We start from the raw sequence: 15,775 nt of genomic DNA, 5'->3' as shown, positions 1-15,775 counted from the left end.
CCGCCGGACAGCCGATGGGAACGACAGGGGAATCTCGGTGGCCGATCACGAACCGGATGCCCACCCTCAGGGGGCGGGGGGCCTGTCCGAGAACCGCGCCGTCGCCACCACGGGCGCCCTCCTGTCCACGAACAGGGCGCCCAAGGTCCAGCTCCGGCACGGCGAGGGCGACAAACGCCACCTGACGAGCTTCCAGGGGCTGGTGGCGCTGTCCCTCGACGCGCTCAGCTCCGTCGCCTACGGCCCGGAGGCGATCGCCCTCGTCCTCGTCGCCGCGGGAAGCGCCGCGGTCGGTTACACGCTGCCGATCACGCTGGCCATCGCCGCGCTGCTCATCCTGCTGGTGACCTCCTACTGCCAGGTGATCGCCGCCTTCCCCGACGGCGGCGGCTCCTACGCGGTGGCCAAGCGGAGCTTCGGCCCGGCGGTGAGCCTGCTGGCCGCCGCCGCGCTCGTCGTGGACTACGTGCTCACCGTCGCGGTGAGCCTGGCGGCCGGCGCCGCGAGCCTCGCCTCCGCCTTCCCCGTCCTGCGTCCCCATCTCCTGGGGACCTGCCTGGTGGGGCTGGCCCTGCTCACCGCGCTGAACCTGTACGGCATAGCCGACAGCGCCCGCGTGCTCGCGGTGCCGACCCTGCTGTTCATCGCGAGCATCCTCGGCATGGTCGTCGTCGGCCTGGCGCGCTCCCACCCGGCGGCGGTCGTCGGCGCGCCCACCCCCCTGCCCGCGCACGAGGCACTCAGCGTGCTGCTGATACTCAGGGCGTTCTCCTCGGGCTGCTCGGCGCTGACCGGCGTGGAGGCCATCGCCAACGGGGTGCCGATGTTCCGCCCGCCGCGGGTGCGCCGGGCCCAGCGGACCGAGCTGATGCTCGGCCTGCTGCTCGGGACGATGCTCCTCGGGATGGCGCTGCTCATCCGGCGCGACCACGTCGTGCCGCGCTCGGGCGTCACCATCCTGGCCCAGCTCACCGCCGGCGCGTACGGCACGGGCTGGCTCTACGTCGCGGTCAACGTCATCGTCACCCTCGCGCTCGGCTTGGCCGCCAACACCAGCTTCGGCGGCCTGCCGGTGCTGATGGCGCTGCTGGCCAAGGACCACCGGCTCCCGCACCTGTTCACCCTGCGCTCCGAGCGGCCCGTCCACCGCTACGGCGTCGTCGCGGTGGCCGTACTCGCCGCGCTGCTCCTGATCGTGCTGGACGCGCAGACTCACCGGCTGATCCCGCTGTTCGCGATCGGGGTGTTCACCGGGTTCACGATCAGCCAGATGGGGCTCGTCCGCTACTGGTGGCGGGAACGCCCGCCGTCGTGGGCGGGCAAGGCGCTGCTGAACGGCGCCGGCGCCGCCGCGACGACGGTGGCCACGCTGGTGCTGCTCCTCACGAAGTTCACGGAAGGCGCCTGGGCGGTGCTCGTGGCCGTCCCGCTGCTGATGCTGCTCTTCCGGTGGGTGGAGCGCTACTACGGCCGGGTCGGGGCCGCGCTCGGGCTCGGCCGGACCCCGGCGGCGCCGCACCGCCCCGAGCCGGCGGACCGGCTGGTGATCGTCCCCCTCAGCCCGGGGTCGGCCATCAGCGCCCTGTCCGAACGGGCGCTCGGCGCGGCCCTGGCCCTCGGCGGGGAGGTCGTCGCCGTCGTCGTCTCCGACACCCCGGGCGAGCTCGACGACCTGCGCGCGCAGTGGGAGCGGTGGAACCCGCACGCCCGGCTGAAGATCCTGGACAGTCCCCGTCACGCGGTGGTCCGCCCGGTCGTCGAGTACGTGCGCCGCCAGGAGGCGAGCGGCCGGTGGATCGCCGTGGTGATCCCGCGCATCGAGCCGCCCCGGCCCCGCTACCGGCTCCTGCACACCCAGCGTGACCTGCTTCTGGCCGCGTCCCTGCGCGACCACACGGGCGCGATGGTGTGCTTCGTACCGTTCCGCATCGGGAACTGAACGTCACCCGCCGGCGCGCGGGCGGGGCTCGCGGCCGGGCGGCTGGTGGACCTGCTCCTGCGGCGCCGGGCGCGGCGGGTTGGGCCGGGTGACCTCCTCCCCGCCGAGGTCGAACTGCTCGCCGTGATGGATCAGGGTGATCGGCGGTCCCTGCAGGAGCCGGTAGGCCGTCGCCTCCCGCGTGGCGCTGACGCTCAGCAGGCTGCCGCGGTAACGCAGCCGGAAGGCGAGCCGGGTGATGCCGGAGGGCAGGGCGGGCGCGAAGCACATCCGCCCCCCGCCCGCGCGCATCCCGCCGAACCCCGCCACGAGGGCGATCCACGCCCCGGCCAGCGACGCCATGTGGACGCCGTCCACGGTGTTCTTCTCCAGGTCGGCGAGGTCCATCAGCGCCGCCTCGCCCAGATAGCGGTAGGCCAGCTCCAGGTGTCCCACCTCGGCGGCCATGACCGCCTGGGTGCAGGCCGACAGGGACGAGTCGCGCACGGTCAGAGGCTCGTAATAGGCGAAGTTCCTGGCCTTCTGGGCGGGCGTGAAGGCGTCGCCGCGCAGGTGCATGGCGAGCACGACGTCCGCCTGCTTGACCACCTGCCGGCGGTAGAGGTCGAAGTAGGGGAAGTGCAGCAGCAGCGGGTAGCGGTCGGGACCGGTGGCGGCGAAGTTCCAGAGCGCGTGCTGGGTGAAGCCCTCGCTCTCCGGGTGCACCCCCAGCCGCTCGTCGTAGCAGACGGTCATCGCCTCCGCCGCCTCGCGCCAGCCGCGGATCTCCTCCGCCGTGACGTCGAGCGGCGCCGCGAGCGCCGGATGGCGGGCCGCGGCCTCGGCCGCCTCGCGCAGGTTCCGCTGGGCCATCAGGTTCGTGTACACGTTGTTGTCGGCGAGGGCGGTGTACTCGTCCGGTCCGGTCACGCCGTCGATGCGGAACCTCCCGGCCGCGTCGTGGTGCCCGAGGGCGCGCCACAGCCGAGCCGTCTCCACGAGCACGTGCAGGCCGGTCCGGCCGTCGAACGTCTCGTCCTGGGTGGCGTCGACGTACTGGGCGACCGCGTGCGCGATGTCGGCGTTGACGTGGAAGGCCGCGGTCCCCGCCGGCCAGTAGCCGGAGCATTCCTCGCCGTGGATGGTCCGCCAGGGGAAGGCGGCGCCGCGCAGCCCGAGCTGCCCGGCGCGGGCCCGGGCGAGGGGAAGCGTGGACCGCCGCCACGACAGGGCGTCCGCGACGGCCCGCGGATAGGTGTAGGTGAGCACCGGCAGCACGAAGATCTCGGTGTCCCAGAAGGCGTGCCCGTCGTAGCCGGACCCGGTCAGGCCCTTGGCCGGGATGGCGCGCTCCTCCAGGCGCGCGGCCGACTGCAGCAGGTGGAACAGCCCGAAACGCACGGCCTGCTGCACCTCGGCGTCGCCTTCCACCTCCACGTCCGCGCCGTCCCAGAAGTCGTCGAGGAAACGCCGCTGGTCGGCGCGCAGGCCGTCCCAGCCGACCAGGCGGGCGGCCGCCAGCGCCGCGGCCACCTGATCGTGCAGGGCGGGCCGCGAACGCCTGCGCGACCACCCGTAGGAGAAGAACTTGACCAGCCGCAGCGGCCGGCCGGGGGACAGGCGCGTGGCCACGGTCACCCGGCTGACGTCGCCGCTGCCCTGCGCCTCGGTCAGGGTGCCGTCCGGCCCGTCGATCTCGTGCCACATGCCCGTGGCGACCCGCAGGCCGCTGGCCCGGGTGCGGTGCACCATGATCGCCAGGCCGTCCCTGTCGACGACGCTCTCCTCGGGGACCAGGGGGGAGCGCAGCACCGCGGCGGCCCGCGGGTCGTCGCTCGCCGGCGTCTGCGTCTCGTTGGCGACCAGCTCCGACTGGACGACGAGGTGGGTCGGCCGGTCGACGGCCTCGACCTCGTACCGGATCGCGGCGATCGCGCGATGGGTGAACGACACCAGCCGCGTGGACCTGACCCGCACCGAGGTGCCGGTCGGCGAGCTCCAGTGCGCCGTGCGCGTGAGGGTGCCGGCGCGCAGGTCCAGGACTCGTTCATGCTGGTGCAACGTCCCGTACCGCAGGTCGAAGGGCTCGTCGCCGACCATCAGCCGGATCAGCTTGCCGTTGGTGACGTTCACCACCGTCTGCCCCGACTCCGGATATCCGTAGCCGCCCTCCGCGTACGGCAGCGGCCTCAGCTCGTAGAACCCGTTGAGATAGGTGCCCGGCTCTCCGTGCGGCTCGCCCTCGTCCAGGTTGCCGCGCAGGCCGATGTGCCCGTTGGACAGCGCGAACACCGACTCGGTCTGCGCCAGCACGTCCAGATCCAGCCGGTTCTCCCGGAGCGCCCACGGCTCGACCTCGAACGCGGGGTGCCGGATCATCCCGCGCCCCGGGAGCGCGTGCCCTGCTCCAGGAGCTCGGCCAGGTCGGTGACCACGACGTCGGCGCCGTGCCGGCGCAGCGCCTCCGCCTGCCCCGCCCGGTCGACGCCGACGACGAAGCCGAACCCGCCCGCGCGGCCGGCCGCGACCCCCGCCAGGGCGTCCTCGAACACCGCCGCCTCCGCCGGCCGCAGCGCCAGCGCCTCGGCCGCCGCGAGATACATGTCCGGGGCCGGCTTCCCCGCCAGCCCCCGCTCGCGGGCCACGACGCCGTCGATCCTGGCCTCGAACCGCGAGGCGAGCCCCGCGGCGGTCAGGACGTGCACGGTGTTGGCGCTCGACGACACCACGGCCGTGCGCAGCCCCGCCTCCTGGACCGCGTCCAGGTAGCGGACGGAGCCCGGGAACACCTCCACGCCGTCCCGGTCGATGATGGCCTGGACGAGCTGGTTCTTCCTGTTGCTCAGCCCGTAGACGGTCATCGCGTCGGGCGGGTCGTCCGGTGTCCCCTCCGGCAGGTCGATGCCCCGCGCCCGCAGGAAACTCCTCGCCCCGTCCACGCGCTTCTTGCCGTCGACGTAGCGGTCGTAGTCGGCCTTCGCGTCGAAGGGCACGAACGCGGTCCCGGCCCGCTTCCGCAGGAACTCGTCGAACATCGTCTTCCACGCCGCGGCGTGCACGGTGGCGGTGCGCGTCAGCACGCCGTCCATGTCGAACAGGCACCCGCGAATTCCCTCAGGCATCCCCAGCATTCGTCCCCCGAGGTAGGTGAATACCCGCCTGACCTGCGAATACCCGTCAGTCGTCGGCCCGGACGGCGGGAAGGACGCCGTCCAGGTGGAGGCGGTGGCGGGCGGCGGCGATCGCCTCGGGGGTGGTGGCGAACACCTGCCCGGCCTCGTCGAGACGCGAGATGACGCCGAGGGCGCGCAGCGGCCGGTGGTGGCCGTCGCGGATGCCGGAGACGTACACGGTGATGCCGCGGCGTTCCAGGCGGGAGATGGCGTCGCCGAGCACCAGGGCGCCGCTGGCGTCCACGGTGGTGACCCTGGACATCCGCAGGACGATCACCGAGACGTCGGCGACCTCGGACAGCTCCAGCAGGAACCGGTGCGCGGCCGCGAAGAACAGCGGCCCGTCCAGCCGGTAGGCGACGATGTGCTCGGCCAGCAGCGCGTGTTCCTCGGCGTCGTGGTCGCCGGGCAGGTCCGGGTGCAGCGGCATCGCGTCCAGCCGGACGTCGCGGGCGATGGCGCGCAGCGCCAGCGCGCCGGCCACGACCAGGCCGAGGATGACGGCGGCGACCAGGTCGAGCGCGAGGGTGGCGATCGCGGTGAGCGTGAGCACGAGCGCGTCGGCCCTGGTGGAGCGGAGCATCGCGGCCACCGAGCCGACCTCGACCATCCGTACGGCGGTGGCCAGCAGCACCCCCGCCAGCGCCGCCAGCGGGATGCGGGCCACGAGATCGGCGGCGGTGAACACGATCACCCCGAGGATCGCCGCGTGGGCGAGCGCGGCCAGCCGGGAGGAGGCCCCCGAGCGCACGTTGACGGCGGTGCGGGCGATGGCGCCGGTGGCCGGCACGCCGCCGAACAGCGGCGCCACCAGGTTGGCCAGCCCCTGGCCGAACAGCTCCCTGTCGGGGTCGTGCCGGTGGTTGACGCTCATGCCGTCGGCGACGGCGGCCGACAGCAGCGACTCCAGCGCGGCGAGCGCGGCCACCGCGACGGCGGGGGCGATCAGCGAGCCCAGCGCGCTCACGTCGAGGAAGGACAGCGAGGGGGCGGGCAGCCCGGAGGGCAGGGCGTCGATGCGCGTCACCGGCAGGCCGGCCAGCTCGGCGACGACGGTGGCGGCGGCCACGGCCAGCAGCGAGAACGGCACGCCCGGCCGCAGGCGCGCCCCGGCCAGCATCACCGCCGCGACGGCGACGGCCATCGTGACGGCGATCCAGTCGGGGTGGGCGGCGAAGGCGAGCACCGCCTGCCAGGCCACGGCCAGCACCTTGTCCCCTTCGGGGGTGGGCACGCCGAGCGCGGCCGGCACCTGTTGCAGGCCGATCACGCACGCGATGCCCAGAGTGAAGCCCTCCACCACCGGCGCGGGGACGAGCGCCATGTAACGGCCCGCCCGGGCGAGGGCCAGCCCCAACAGCAGCAGCCCGGCCATGACGCCCACCGTGAGCACGCCGGACGCGCCGTGCGCGTGCATGATCGGCACCAGCACCACCGTCATGGCCCCGGTCGGCCCGGACACCTGCAGCGCGGACCCGCCGAAGACGGCGGCGAGGACGCCTGCCACGACCGCGGTGGCGAGCCCGGCCTCGGCGCCGAGGCCGGAGGAGATGCCGAACCCGAGCGCCAGCGGCAGCGCCACGATCGCCACCGTCAGCCCGGCGAGCAGGTCACGCCGCGGATGACGGCCCATGGCGGCCAGGTCGGCGCGGGCGGGCAGGACGGAGCGCAGGCGGCCGAGGCCCGCCGCGAGCACGGGATTCACCGGTGGTCGGTCTCTTCTTCGAGTAGTTCGCTGAGCAGCGCGTGCCGGCCCGACAGCTTGGCGCTGAGCAGGGCGCGGGCCGCGCGCAGCAGCTCGGCGACGTCGCCGCCGGACAGCGCGTACACCACGGTCGAGCCGTCGCGGCGGGCGGTCACCAGCTCGGAGCGGCGCAGCACGGCCAGGTGCTGGGACAGCCCGGTCGGCTCGACCTCGATCGCGGCCAGCAGGTCGCGCACCGGCTTCGGCCCGTCCTGCAGCAGCTCCAGGACGCGGATGCGCACCGGATGGCCCAGGAGCCTGAACAGCTCGGCCTTGGCTTCGTACAACGGCACCGACATCTCTGCGCGTCCTCTCCCTCGCCGGACGTTCGCCATTGTGCTCGCAATTGCGAAACTTCGCAATTCGTTAGGTGCGAAGATTAATCAGGGACTTAGGTCCCGGCACAACCGGTACTTGCGGCCCTACGGACCCGCCGCGTACGGCGTGACCCTGGGGCGTGGACCGGCGAGGGAGGAACGCGTGATGCCCGGACACATCGTCGTCGGCGTGGACGGATCCCCGGCCGCGAGAGCCGCCGTGGACTGGGCCGCCGCCGAGGCCCGGAGCAGGAACCTGCGCCTGCGCGTCGTGCACGCCTGCGAGCAGGGGCGCCAGGAACACGCGATGGGCTGCTGCGCGAGCACGCTCGCCTTTGCCGGCGACCGGGCCCGCGCACTGGCCGGCGGCCTGCCGGTGACCACGGAACTGCTGGCCGGCAACGTGGTCGACCGTCTGCTCGCAGAGGCGGCCACCGCAGACAGCGTGGTCCTCGGCAGCCGGGGGCTGGGGGAGCTCGCGGCCATGCTGCTCGGTTCGGTGAGCCTGGCCGTGGCCGGGCACGCCGCCGGGCCGGTCGTGGTCGTCCGCGGGCCCGGCGACACCCGGCACGGCAGGGTGGTCGCCGGCTACGACGGCTCCGAGCACGCGGAGGCGGCCATGGAGTACGCCGTCGCCCACGCCAGGGCCCGCGGCGCGCGGTTACACGTCGTGCACGTCTGGCGCACCCCGGCGGTCTCCCCGTACGTGGTCACCGGCGACGGCATCCTCGTGGACCTCTACCAGGAGGACACCCGCGTGGTCGCGGAGGGCGTGGACCGGTGGCGGGAGAAGAACCCCGACGTCGAGATCACCCACGAGGCGTGGATCGGGCATCCGGTGAGCGTGCTGACCGAGGCGGCGGCGTCGGCCGACCTGGTCGTGGTGGGCTCGCGCGGGCTGGGCGGCTTCGCCTCCGCGATCATGGGCTCGGTCGGCCACGGCGTGCTGCACCACGTCACCTGCCCGGTCGCGGTGGTCCGCCCCCGTGCATGGCGGGGGGCTCACTCCTCGCCCGCGTGATGGAGGCGGGTGGCGTCGCGGCTGGGCGGGACGCCGTACCGGCGGCGGTACTCGCGGCTGAACTGGGAGGGGCTGTCGTAGCCGACGCGGTGGGCGACGGCGGTGATGTCGTGCGGGCGGCCGGCGAGCAGGAGCCGGGCCTGCTGGAGCCGGATGCGCTTCTGGAACTGGATGGGGCTCAGCGCGGTGACCGTCTGGAAGTGGCGGTAGAACGCCGACGGGCTCATGCCGGCCAGCCGCGCCAGCTCCTCCACGCGGAACGGCTCGGCGTAGTGGTCCTGGATCCAGCGGACGGCGCGGGCGACGTGACCGAGGCTGTTGTCGGCCAGGCCGAGCCGGCGTACCGCGTCGCCCTGCTCCCCGGTGAGCAGCCGCCAGAGGATCTCGCGCTTGACCAGCGGCGCCAGCACTGCCCGGTCGCCCGGCCGGTCGAGCAGGCGGAGCAGGCGGACCAGGGCGTCGAGGAGGTCGGCCGTCATGCCGGCGACGGCGATGCCCGGCAGCGCTCCGGCGCGGGCGGGCGGCAGGTCGCCGGGGGCGGCGTGCAGGAGGAGGTCGGCGACGGCGGACGGCTCCAGGACGAGCGCCAGCCCCAGCGCCGGACGTTCCGGACTTATCCCGACGAAGTGCCCGGTGACCGGCAGGTCGACGGAGGCCACCAGGTAGTCGCCGGGGCGGTACTCGTGGACGCGGTCGCCCACCGCCAGCCGTTTGGCGCCCTGGGCGAGGACGGCCAGCACCGTGCCGGACATCGCGGGCGACGGCGGGCCCGGCCGCTCGGCCTTGGCGATGTACAGGCCGTCGATGGCCGTGCTCTCGTCCGGCCGGACGTGCCGGGCCAGCGACGCGCGCAGCTCGTCGAATCCCATGCCCCCATTCCACCACGAAGTGTGGAGGATCAGGCAAGAAGCGAGGAGCTTCGTTCTACCGTTCTCCGAGGTCAAACGGTGAAATAAGAGCACCTGATCGACGGCGATCCCGCCGCCCGGCAAGAGGAAAAGGCAACACCTTCCGACCGAGGAGCACTCCGTGAAGATCCGATACGGGTTCAACGCCACCCTGACCGCCCGGCCCGGCATGGGGGAGCGGCTGGCCGGCCTGCTGCTGACCGCCCTGGACGAGGGCGGCCCCGCCGCGAGCGAGCACTGCCTGGTGTACCTCGTCTGCCGGTCGAGCTCGGACCCCGACGTCGTCCACGTCACCGAGGGCTGGACCGGCGAGGAGGAGCACCACCGGGTCTTCGCCGGTCCGGCCGCCCAGGCCCTCGTCTCCCGGATCCAGGAACTGCTCGCCGCGCAGGCCCCGTACACCGACTACGTGCCCGTCGGCGGCAAAGCCGCTTTCTGACCCCCTCTTTCCGACCTCCTCGAAAGGAACACCGCCATGTCCTCCCTCCCTCGCCCCGCTCTCGACCCCGAGCTCGACGCCCTGCTCACCGGCATGCCGCTGGTGCCGGAGATCACCCCGCGGATCCTCGCGGACCTGCGCGCGATCCCCGCGCCGCCCGTCGAGCCCCTGCTGCGTGGCCGTGCCGTCGAGCGGCGCGACGTCACCGTCCCCGGCTCCGGCGGCGCGCCGATCCCGATGACGGTCCTCACCCCGGCCGGCGCCGGACCCGGAGCGCCGTGCGTCTACTGGATGCACGGCGGCGGCATGATCATGGGGGACCGGTTCTCGCAGCTCGACATCCCCCTCGAATGGCTCGACCGGCTCGGCGCGGCCGTGGTCACCGTCGGCTACCGGCTCGCCCCGGAGGCCGGCGGCGCCACCCCCGTCGAGGACTGCTACGAGGGCCTGCGGTGGGTCGCCGAGCACGCCGCCGAACTCGGCATCGACCCTGGCCGCGTCGTCGTCGCGGGCGCCAGCGCCGGCGGCGGCCTCGCCGCGGGCGTCACGCTCATGGCCCGCGACCGCGGCGCCCCCGCCGTCGCCGCCCAGGTCCTGATCTGTCCCATGCTCGACCACCGCAACACCACCACGTCCAGCCGCCAGTACGCCGGCGAGCCCGGCGTGTGGACCCGCGAGACCAACGCGTTCGCCTGGAACGCCGTTCTCGGCGGCCTCGCCGGCGACGAGGTCCCCGCCTACGTCTCGCCCGCCAGGGCGGACGACCTGTCCGGGCTGCCCGCCACGTACGTGGACGCGGGCTCCGCCGAGGTCTTCCGCGACGAGGACGTGGAGTACGCCACCCGCATCTGGGCGGCGGGCGGCCAGGCCGAGCTGCACGTGTGGGCCGGCGGCTGCCACGGCTTCGACGCGCTCTTCCCCGGGGCCGCGCTGTCCGCGGCCGCCCGGGAGACCCGTACCGGCTGGCTGGCCCGCACCCTGGACGGGCTCGCCGCGGCGTAGGATGCCGGATGCCTGCGATGAACCTGCGCCACGCCGTCCGCGCGATCGTCCTCGACGACGACGACCGCATCCTGCTCTGCCGCTTGGCTCTACAGAAGAAGATCGTGTGGGCGGCCCCCGGCGGTGGCGTCGAGCCGGGGGAGACCTCGCTCGCCGCGCTGCGGCGCGAGCTGGGCGAGGAGGTGGGGCTGGCGGTCGAGGCCGACCCGCCGCACGTGTGGCACCAGCGGGTGGTCGCCTCCGGGCACGCGGCGGGGTACGACGGCGTGGTCAACGACTACTTCCTCGTCCGCACCCCGTCGTTCGCGCCCCGGGGCGCGCGGTCGGACGCGGAGCTCGCCGCCGAGCACATCGACGGTTTCCGCTGGTGGACGCTCCAGGAGATCGCCGGCTACCGCGGGCCCGAGCTGTTCTCGCCCCGCGACCTGGCGACACCGCTGGCAGCGCTCCTCGCCGGCGGCCCGCCGCCCCGGCCGGTGCGCCTCGGCCTGTAGGGCTACGGCCGGCAGGCGGCGGTGGCGAGGTCCCAGAGCCGGTCGGCGGCGCCGGGGTCCACGGACCAGGCCGCCACGCCGCCGGTCGCGTCCGGGCCGCCCGGCACGACCTCGGCCTCCTGGTTGTCGTTGGAGAAGTAGCGGCCGGTCACGCCGTCCAGCAGGGGGGACGCGGCGAGCAGCACCGAGGTGGCGGCCCCCTGCTCGGGCGTCTTGAAGTAGCCGGGGGTCAGCAGGTTCCCGTCGTCGTCCATCGCGCCCATGGCCCGCATGGTGGCCTGGTCGACGTGCCGCTGCAGGTTGGTGTGCACATAGCCGGGTTCGTGGGCGTTCGCGGCGATGCCGTCGGCGGCCCAGCGCCGGGCGACGGCGACCGCGAGCAGCACGTCGGCCGTCTTCGACTGCGCGTACGCGGTCCACGGATCGTACGGGCGGCGCTCGAAGTGCGGGTCGTCGAAGTCGAACGGCGCGCCCAATTGGGCTCCCGAGCTGACCATGACCACCCGCGCGCCGCCCGCCTGCCGCAGGTGCTCGCGCAGGCCGTCGATCAGGGCGAAATGTCCGAGAAAGTTCGTCGCGAGCTGGAGCTCCCAGCCGTACGGGGTGGTCCGGCGGGCAGGCAGCGCCATGATCCCGGCGTTCGCCACGATCGCGTGCACCGGCCCGCTCCATTCGGCCGTGAACCGCCGTACCGACCCGAGGTCGCTCAGGTCCAGCGCCCGCTGCCCGGCGGCGGGACGGCGGGTGGCGACCGTGACCTCGGCTCCGGCTCCCTCCAGGGCCCGTACGGTCTCCGCGCCGATCCCGGAGGCGCCGCCGGTGACGATGACGCGCCGCCCGGTGAGGTCGACGCCGGCCAGGATCTCCGTGGCCGTGGTCCTGGCGGTGAAAGGGGTGCTGATGCGTGTCATGCGGCCAGCCTAGGAACGCCCGGCTGGACGTGGAATGCGACAGAGTCGACAATAGTTGCGTGAGCGTCCAGCATGCCGATCCTCTCGAAGAGGTTCTCACCCTCGTCGGCACGACCAGCCGCCTCTCCGTCGGGCTGGCCGCCGGAGGGGAGTGGGCGCTGGCGTTCGAGCCGCCGGAGGGGGTCAAGTTCAACGCGGTCCGCCGCGGGCGCTGCCTGCTCACCGTGGAGGGCGTGCCCGAGCCGATCGAGCTGGCCGAGGGCGACTGCTTCCTGCTCGTCCAGCCGCGCGCCTTCACCCTGGCCGGCGGCGCGGGCGTGCGCCCGGTCCCGGCCGGGCCGATCTTCGCGGCGGCCACGGACGGCGTGGCCCGCGTCGGCGACGGCGCGGACGTGATCCTCCTCGGCGGCCGGTTCGACTTCGGCGAACGGGCCAGGGAGCTGCTGCTCGACGCGCTGCCGCCGGTGATCCACGTGCCCGGCCACACGGCCGAGGCCGCCACCGTCCGCTGGGCGCTGGAGCAGATCGCCGCCGAGCTGCGCGAACGCCCGCCCGCCTCGACCCTGGTCACCGAGCATCTCGCCCTGGTCATGCTGATCCACCTCCTGCGCCTGCACCTGGTCACCGCCGGTCCGGGCGGGACGTCGGGCTGGCCGGCCGGGCTCACCGACCCGGTCGTGGCTCCCGCCCTGCGGGCCATGCACGCCGACCCCACCCGTGCCTGGACCGTGTCCCAGCTCGCCGGGGTCGCGGCGGTGTCCCGTTCGACGCTGGCCGCCCGGTTCAAGCAGGTCGTGGGGCAGGGGCCGCTGGAATACCTGACCGGCTGGCGCCTCGAACTGGCCGCCGCCCGGCTGCGCCGCGGCGACGAGACGCTGGAGGCGATCGCCCGCCAGGTCGGCTACGGGTCGGTGAGCGCGCTGAGCAACGCGTTCAAGCGCCGCCTCGGCCTCTCACCCCGCGACTACCGCCGCGCGGAACGGCCGCACAGGTCAGAGGCCCGCCTCGCGGGCGCGGAGGATCGCCTGGGCGCGGTCGGCGACCTGGAGCTTGGCGAGGACGGCCGAGACGTGGTTGCGTACGGTCTTCTGGCTCAGCCCGAGCCGGGCGGCGATCTGCGGGTTGGTCAGGTGGCCGGCGATCAGGGCGAGGATCTCCCGCTCCCTGGGGGTCAGCGCGGGCAGGGGCGCGGCGGTCTCGGTGCGTCCCCCTGACAGCGGGGAGAAGTAGGCGGCCAGGCGGGAGGCGAGCGCGGGCCCGAAGACGGCGCCGCCCTCGGCCACCGTCTGCACCGACCGGACGAGCTCGGCCTTGCGGGCCCCCTTGACCACGTAGCCGCGGGCGCCGGCCCGGACGGCGGCGAACACCGAGTCGTCGTCGTCCGACATGCTGAGCACGAGCACCCTGATGTGCGGGTGGTCGCGGGTCAGCCGCTCGGTCGCCGCGATGCCGCCCATGCCGGGCATGTCCAGGTCCATCAGGACCACGTCCGGCTGGATCCGGCCGGCCAGCGCGAGCGCCTGCTCCCCGCTGGCCGCCTCGTCGGCGACGTCGATCCCCTCGGCCGTCGCCAGCAGAGTACGCAGCCCCGCCCGGAAGCCCGCGTGGTCGTCGGCCACCAGGATCCTGATCATCCCTCGTCTCCTTCCCCGCCCGCGGGCAGCTCGACCCGGACCCGGGTCCCGCCGCCGGGGCGTTCGTCGATCACGCACGAACCGCCCAGCTCGGTGGCCCGCTCGCGCATCGACGCCAGCCCGACCCCGCCCTCGCCGGGGCCGCTCCCGGGGAGGCCGCGGCCGTCGTCGGAGATCTCCAGTCTCAGCGTCCCGTCCGCGAGCTCGACCCGCAACCACGCCCGCGCCGCCGCGGCGTGCCGGCGGGTGTTGGCCAGGGCCTCGGTCGCGATCCGGTACGCGGCGGCCTCGGTGGCGGCGGGCAGCGCAGGCAGGTCGTCCGGCGCGTGCACGTCCACCCGCAGCCCGGACGGCTGCCTGGCGGCGTGCGCGCGCAGCGCCCCGATCAGGCCGAGGGAGTCGAGCGCGGGCGGGCGCAGCCCGTCGACCAGCGTCCGGACGTCGGCCAGCGCCGTCTCGGCGTCGTCCACGATCTCGGCGAGCAGTTTCCGCGCGCCCTCGTCCGCGACCAGGTCGTGCGCCGCCTCGGCGCGCATGGTCAGCGCCGCCAGGGTGGGGCCGAGGCCGTCGTGCAGGTCGCGGCGCAGCCGGCGGCGCTCCTCCTCCCTCGCCATGACCAGGCGTTCGCGGGAGCGGCGCAGGTCGGCGGAGAGCCGTACGGCGTGCACGGCCACCGCGACCTGCCGGGCCAGGTCGGCGAGGACACGCAGGTCGCGGGGGCCGAACCCGCTGTCGCCCGGCCGCGGCGCGAGCACCAGGCCGCCGACCCGTTCGCCGTTGTGCGTCAGCGGCAGCCGGAGCGGCTCGCCGGTCGCGGCCGGGCCGCCCCCGAGGCGGTGCTCGTGGCGGGCGCCCCTGTCGGTCTCGACCGCCACGTACGGCAGGCGGAGCGCCTCGGCGACCGACCGCGCGATGCCGGGCAGCACGGCGTCGGGGTCCGCGGCGCTCTCCAGCCGGCGGCCGAGCCGGGTGAGCGCGGCGTACGGATCGTCGCGCTCGCCGTAGGTCAGCAGGTTGACCCAGCTCTGCAGCCGCTGCCGCAGCGGCGCGAAGGCGAGCGCCACCAGCCCGGCCGCCAGCACGGACACCGGCAGGTCGCCGGCGGGGAAGAGCGCGCCGAGGTAGCCGACCACGAGGATGTAGCCGCCGGTCACGCAGCCCGACAGGAGCACGTACACCAGCGTGCGGTTGATCACCAGGTCGATGTCGAGGAGCCGGTGGCGCAGGACGGCCACGCAGATGGCGACCGGCATGAGCGTGGCGCCCCCGATCCCGACCACTTCCCACAGCACGCTGTCCGACGGCCACGGCGAGCCGGGGCGGTCGTCGGTGAGCCCGGCCGCGAGCCTGGCGCCGATCACCACGGTCTCCAGGCCGACGACGTACACCAGCCAGGCGATCTGCCGGCGTTCCCCGCCCTCGCTGCGCCGCGCCCTTACGGCGAGGTCGGCGGCGCCCAGCAGGAACACCGCCGGCAGCAGCAGGGTCAGCACCGACTCCGTCACCTGCGCCGCGCCCGCCAGCGCGGGGACGCCGAGCGGGTTGGGCACCCCCGGCCCCATGCCGACCTGCTGGTTGCTCCCCGGACGGAACGCGTTCGCGACGGCGGCCAGCGCGGCCACGGACACCGCCACGGCGACCGGCGGGCGCAGGCGTGGGGAGGAGAGCCGGCCGGTGGGGAAGTACAGCGGGATCAGGGTGGCCGCCAGGTTGGCCGGGATCCACAACCAGGTCTGCGGCCAGGCCAGCGCCGCCGCGAACGGCAGGCCGGTACGCGAGCCGAGGATCGCGTAATGACCGCACGCCTCCATCAGGGCGAAGCAGAACGCGCTCAGCGCGAGCAGTCGCCCCACCCGGTGGCCGGGCCGGTGCGCGCCGATCAGCCCGCCGGCCACCGCGCACCCCGCCACGAACAGCAGGTGGACCACGGAGAGCGGGGCGGTGCCGTCGGCGAAGGCGAGGACGCACGCCACGGCGGCCAGGGTCAGGGTCAGCGCGGCCAGGGTCAGCGCGGCCAGGGTCAGCGCGGTCTGGGGCAGCGCGCACCACGCCCACGCGCCCGCCCGCACACGCCGCGCCGTCGCCATCCGCCCCCTCCTCGGGCCACACCGTATCCGCATGTGGTCCCGGTCCGGCCGGGACAGTGTCCCGGGAGGTCCGGGCGTTCCTCCCGGGGGAGCGGGGACGAGCGCCCGCGCGGCGCGGGACGGCATC

General features: G+C 74.6%; 13 protein-coding genes and 1 pseudogene. 6 read left to right on the top strand and 8 right to left on the bottom strand.

Annotation, left to right across the window (positions count from 1 at the left end; translation table 11 throughout):
- Positions 1-37: 37 nt before the first annotated feature.
- A complete protein-coding gene (locus SMD20_RS13175; protein WP_329579811.1) occupies positions 38-1,939 on the top strand; it encodes an APC family permease in 1,902 nt (633 codons plus the stop codon).
- Positions 1,940-1,942: 3 nt separating this feature from the next.
- Here SMD20_RS13175 and SMD20_RS13170 read toward each other — a convergent pair whose 3' ends face one another.
- The 4 genes from SMD20_RS13170 to SMD20_RS13155 form a co-directional block, all read right to left on the bottom strand.
- Positions 1,943-4,297, bottom strand: coding sequence for a glycoside hydrolase family 65 protein (locus tag SMD20_RS13170; RefSeq protein ID WP_329579808.1), 2,355 nt, complete (start codon positions 4,295-4,297; stop codon positions 1,943-1,945).
- Positions 4,294-5,040 (bottom strand): beta-phosphoglucomutase family hydrolase, encoded by a 747-nt coding sequence (locus SMD20_RS13165; protein ID WP_442942475.1) that lies wholly within the window; start codon positions 5,038-5,040, stop codon positions 4,294-4,296. Before SMD20_RS13165 ends, SMD20_RS13170 begins: the two co-directional genes overlap by 4 nt.
- Positions 5,041-5,095: 55 nt before the next feature.
- Positions 5,096-6,724, bottom strand: coding sequence for a SulP family inorganic anion transporter (locus SMD20_RS13160; protein ID WP_329592517.1), 1,629 nt, complete (start codon positions 6,722-6,724; stop codon positions 5,096-5,098).
- A gap of 68 nt (positions 6,725-6,792) precedes the next feature.
- Complete coding sequence (locus tag SMD20_RS13155) at positions 6,793-7,134, bottom strand: ArsR/SmtB family transcription factor (protein WP_329579802.1); 342 nt, start codon at positions 7,132-7,134, stop codon at positions 6,793-6,795.
- A gap of 184 nt (positions 7,135-7,318) precedes the next feature.
- Here SMD20_RS13155 and SMD20_RS13150 point away from each other — a divergent pair, with 184 nt between their 5' ends.
- Positions 7,319-8,173 (top strand): universal stress protein, encoded by an 855-nt coding sequence (locus SMD20_RS13150; RefSeq protein ID WP_329579798.1) that lies wholly within the window; start codon positions 7,319-7,321, stop codon positions 8,171-8,173.
- Here SMD20_RS13150 and SMD20_RS13145 read toward each other — a convergent pair.
- Complete coding sequence (locus SMD20_RS13145; RefSeq protein WP_329579795.1) at positions 8,155-9,042, bottom strand: AraC family transcriptional regulator; 888 nt, start codon at positions 9,040-9,042, stop codon at positions 8,155-8,157. The genes SMD20_RS13150 and SMD20_RS13145 overlap by 19 nt on opposite strands.
- 160 nt (positions 9,043-9,202) lie before the next feature.
- Between SMD20_RS13145 and SMD20_RS13140 the strand changes: the two genes are divergently transcribed.
- From SMD20_RS13140 to SMD20_RS13130, 3 genes are read left to right on the top strand one after another with little or no spacing between them, the layout of a single operon-like run.
- Positions 9,203-9,520 (top strand): putative quinol monooxygenase, encoded by a 318-nt coding sequence (locus SMD20_RS13140; protein ID WP_329579792.1) that lies wholly within the window; start codon positions 9,203-9,205, stop codon positions 9,518-9,520.
- 36 nt (positions 9,521-9,556) lie between these two features.
- The gene (locus SMD20_RS13135) at positions 9,557-10,522 is read left to right on the top strand and encodes an alpha/beta hydrolase (RefSeq protein ID WP_329579790.1); all 966 of its coding nucleotides are present in this window, start codon (positions 9,557-9,559) and stop codon (positions 10,520-10,522) included.
- An 8-nt stretch (positions 10,523-10,530) separates the two neighbouring features.
- The gene (locus SMD20_RS13130) at positions 10,531-11,016 is read left to right on the top strand and encodes an NUDIX domain-containing protein (protein WP_329579788.1); all 486 of its coding nucleotides are present in this window, start codon (positions 10,531-10,533) and stop codon (positions 11,014-11,016) included.
- A 2-nt stretch (positions 11,017-11,018) separates the two neighbouring features.
- Here the strand turns inward: SMD20_RS13130 and SMD20_RS13125 are convergent, their stop codons facing one another.
- Positions 11,019-11,927, bottom strand: coding sequence for an SDR family NAD(P)-dependent oxidoreductase (locus tag SMD20_RS13125; RefSeq protein WP_329579785.1), 909 nt, complete (start codon positions 11,925-11,927; stop codon positions 11,019-11,021).
- Here SMD20_RS13125 and SMD20_RS13120 point away from each other — a divergent pair.
- A pseudogene (locus SMD20_RS13120) lies at positions 11,921-12,889 on the top strand (AraC family transcriptional regulator); the annotation flags it as partial. The gene SMD20_RS13125 and the pseudogene SMD20_RS13120 overlap by 7 nt on opposite strands.
- Positions 12,890-12,919: 30 nt before the next feature.
- On the opposite strand, the gene SMD20_RS13115 reads toward SMD20_RS13120, so the two are convergent.
- Positions 12,920-13,561 carry a response regulator transcription factor gene (locus SMD20_RS13115; protein WP_329579782.1) on the bottom strand — a complete coding sequence of 214 codons (642 nt, stop codon included), beginning with the start codon at positions 13,559-13,561 and terminating at the stop codon, positions 12,920-12,922.
- Positions 13,558-15,648 carry a GAF domain-containing sensor histidine kinase gene (locus SMD20_RS13110; protein WP_329579780.1) on the bottom strand — a complete coding sequence of 697 codons (2,091 nt, stop codon included), beginning with the start codon at positions 15,646-15,648 and terminating at the stop codon, positions 13,558-13,560. The genes SMD20_RS13115 and SMD20_RS13110 overlap by 4 nt, the downstream gene beginning before the upstream one ends.
- Positions 15,649-15,775: the final 127 nt, after the last annotated feature.

Source organism: Nonomuraea sp. LP-02 (assembly GCF_036289125.1).
GTDB classification, from domain to species: Bacteria; Actinomycetota; Actinomycetes; order Streptosporangiales; family Streptosporangiaceae; genus Nonomuraea; species Nonomuraea bangladeshensis.
This window is presented reverse-complemented; position numbering and strand designations above follow the sequence as displayed.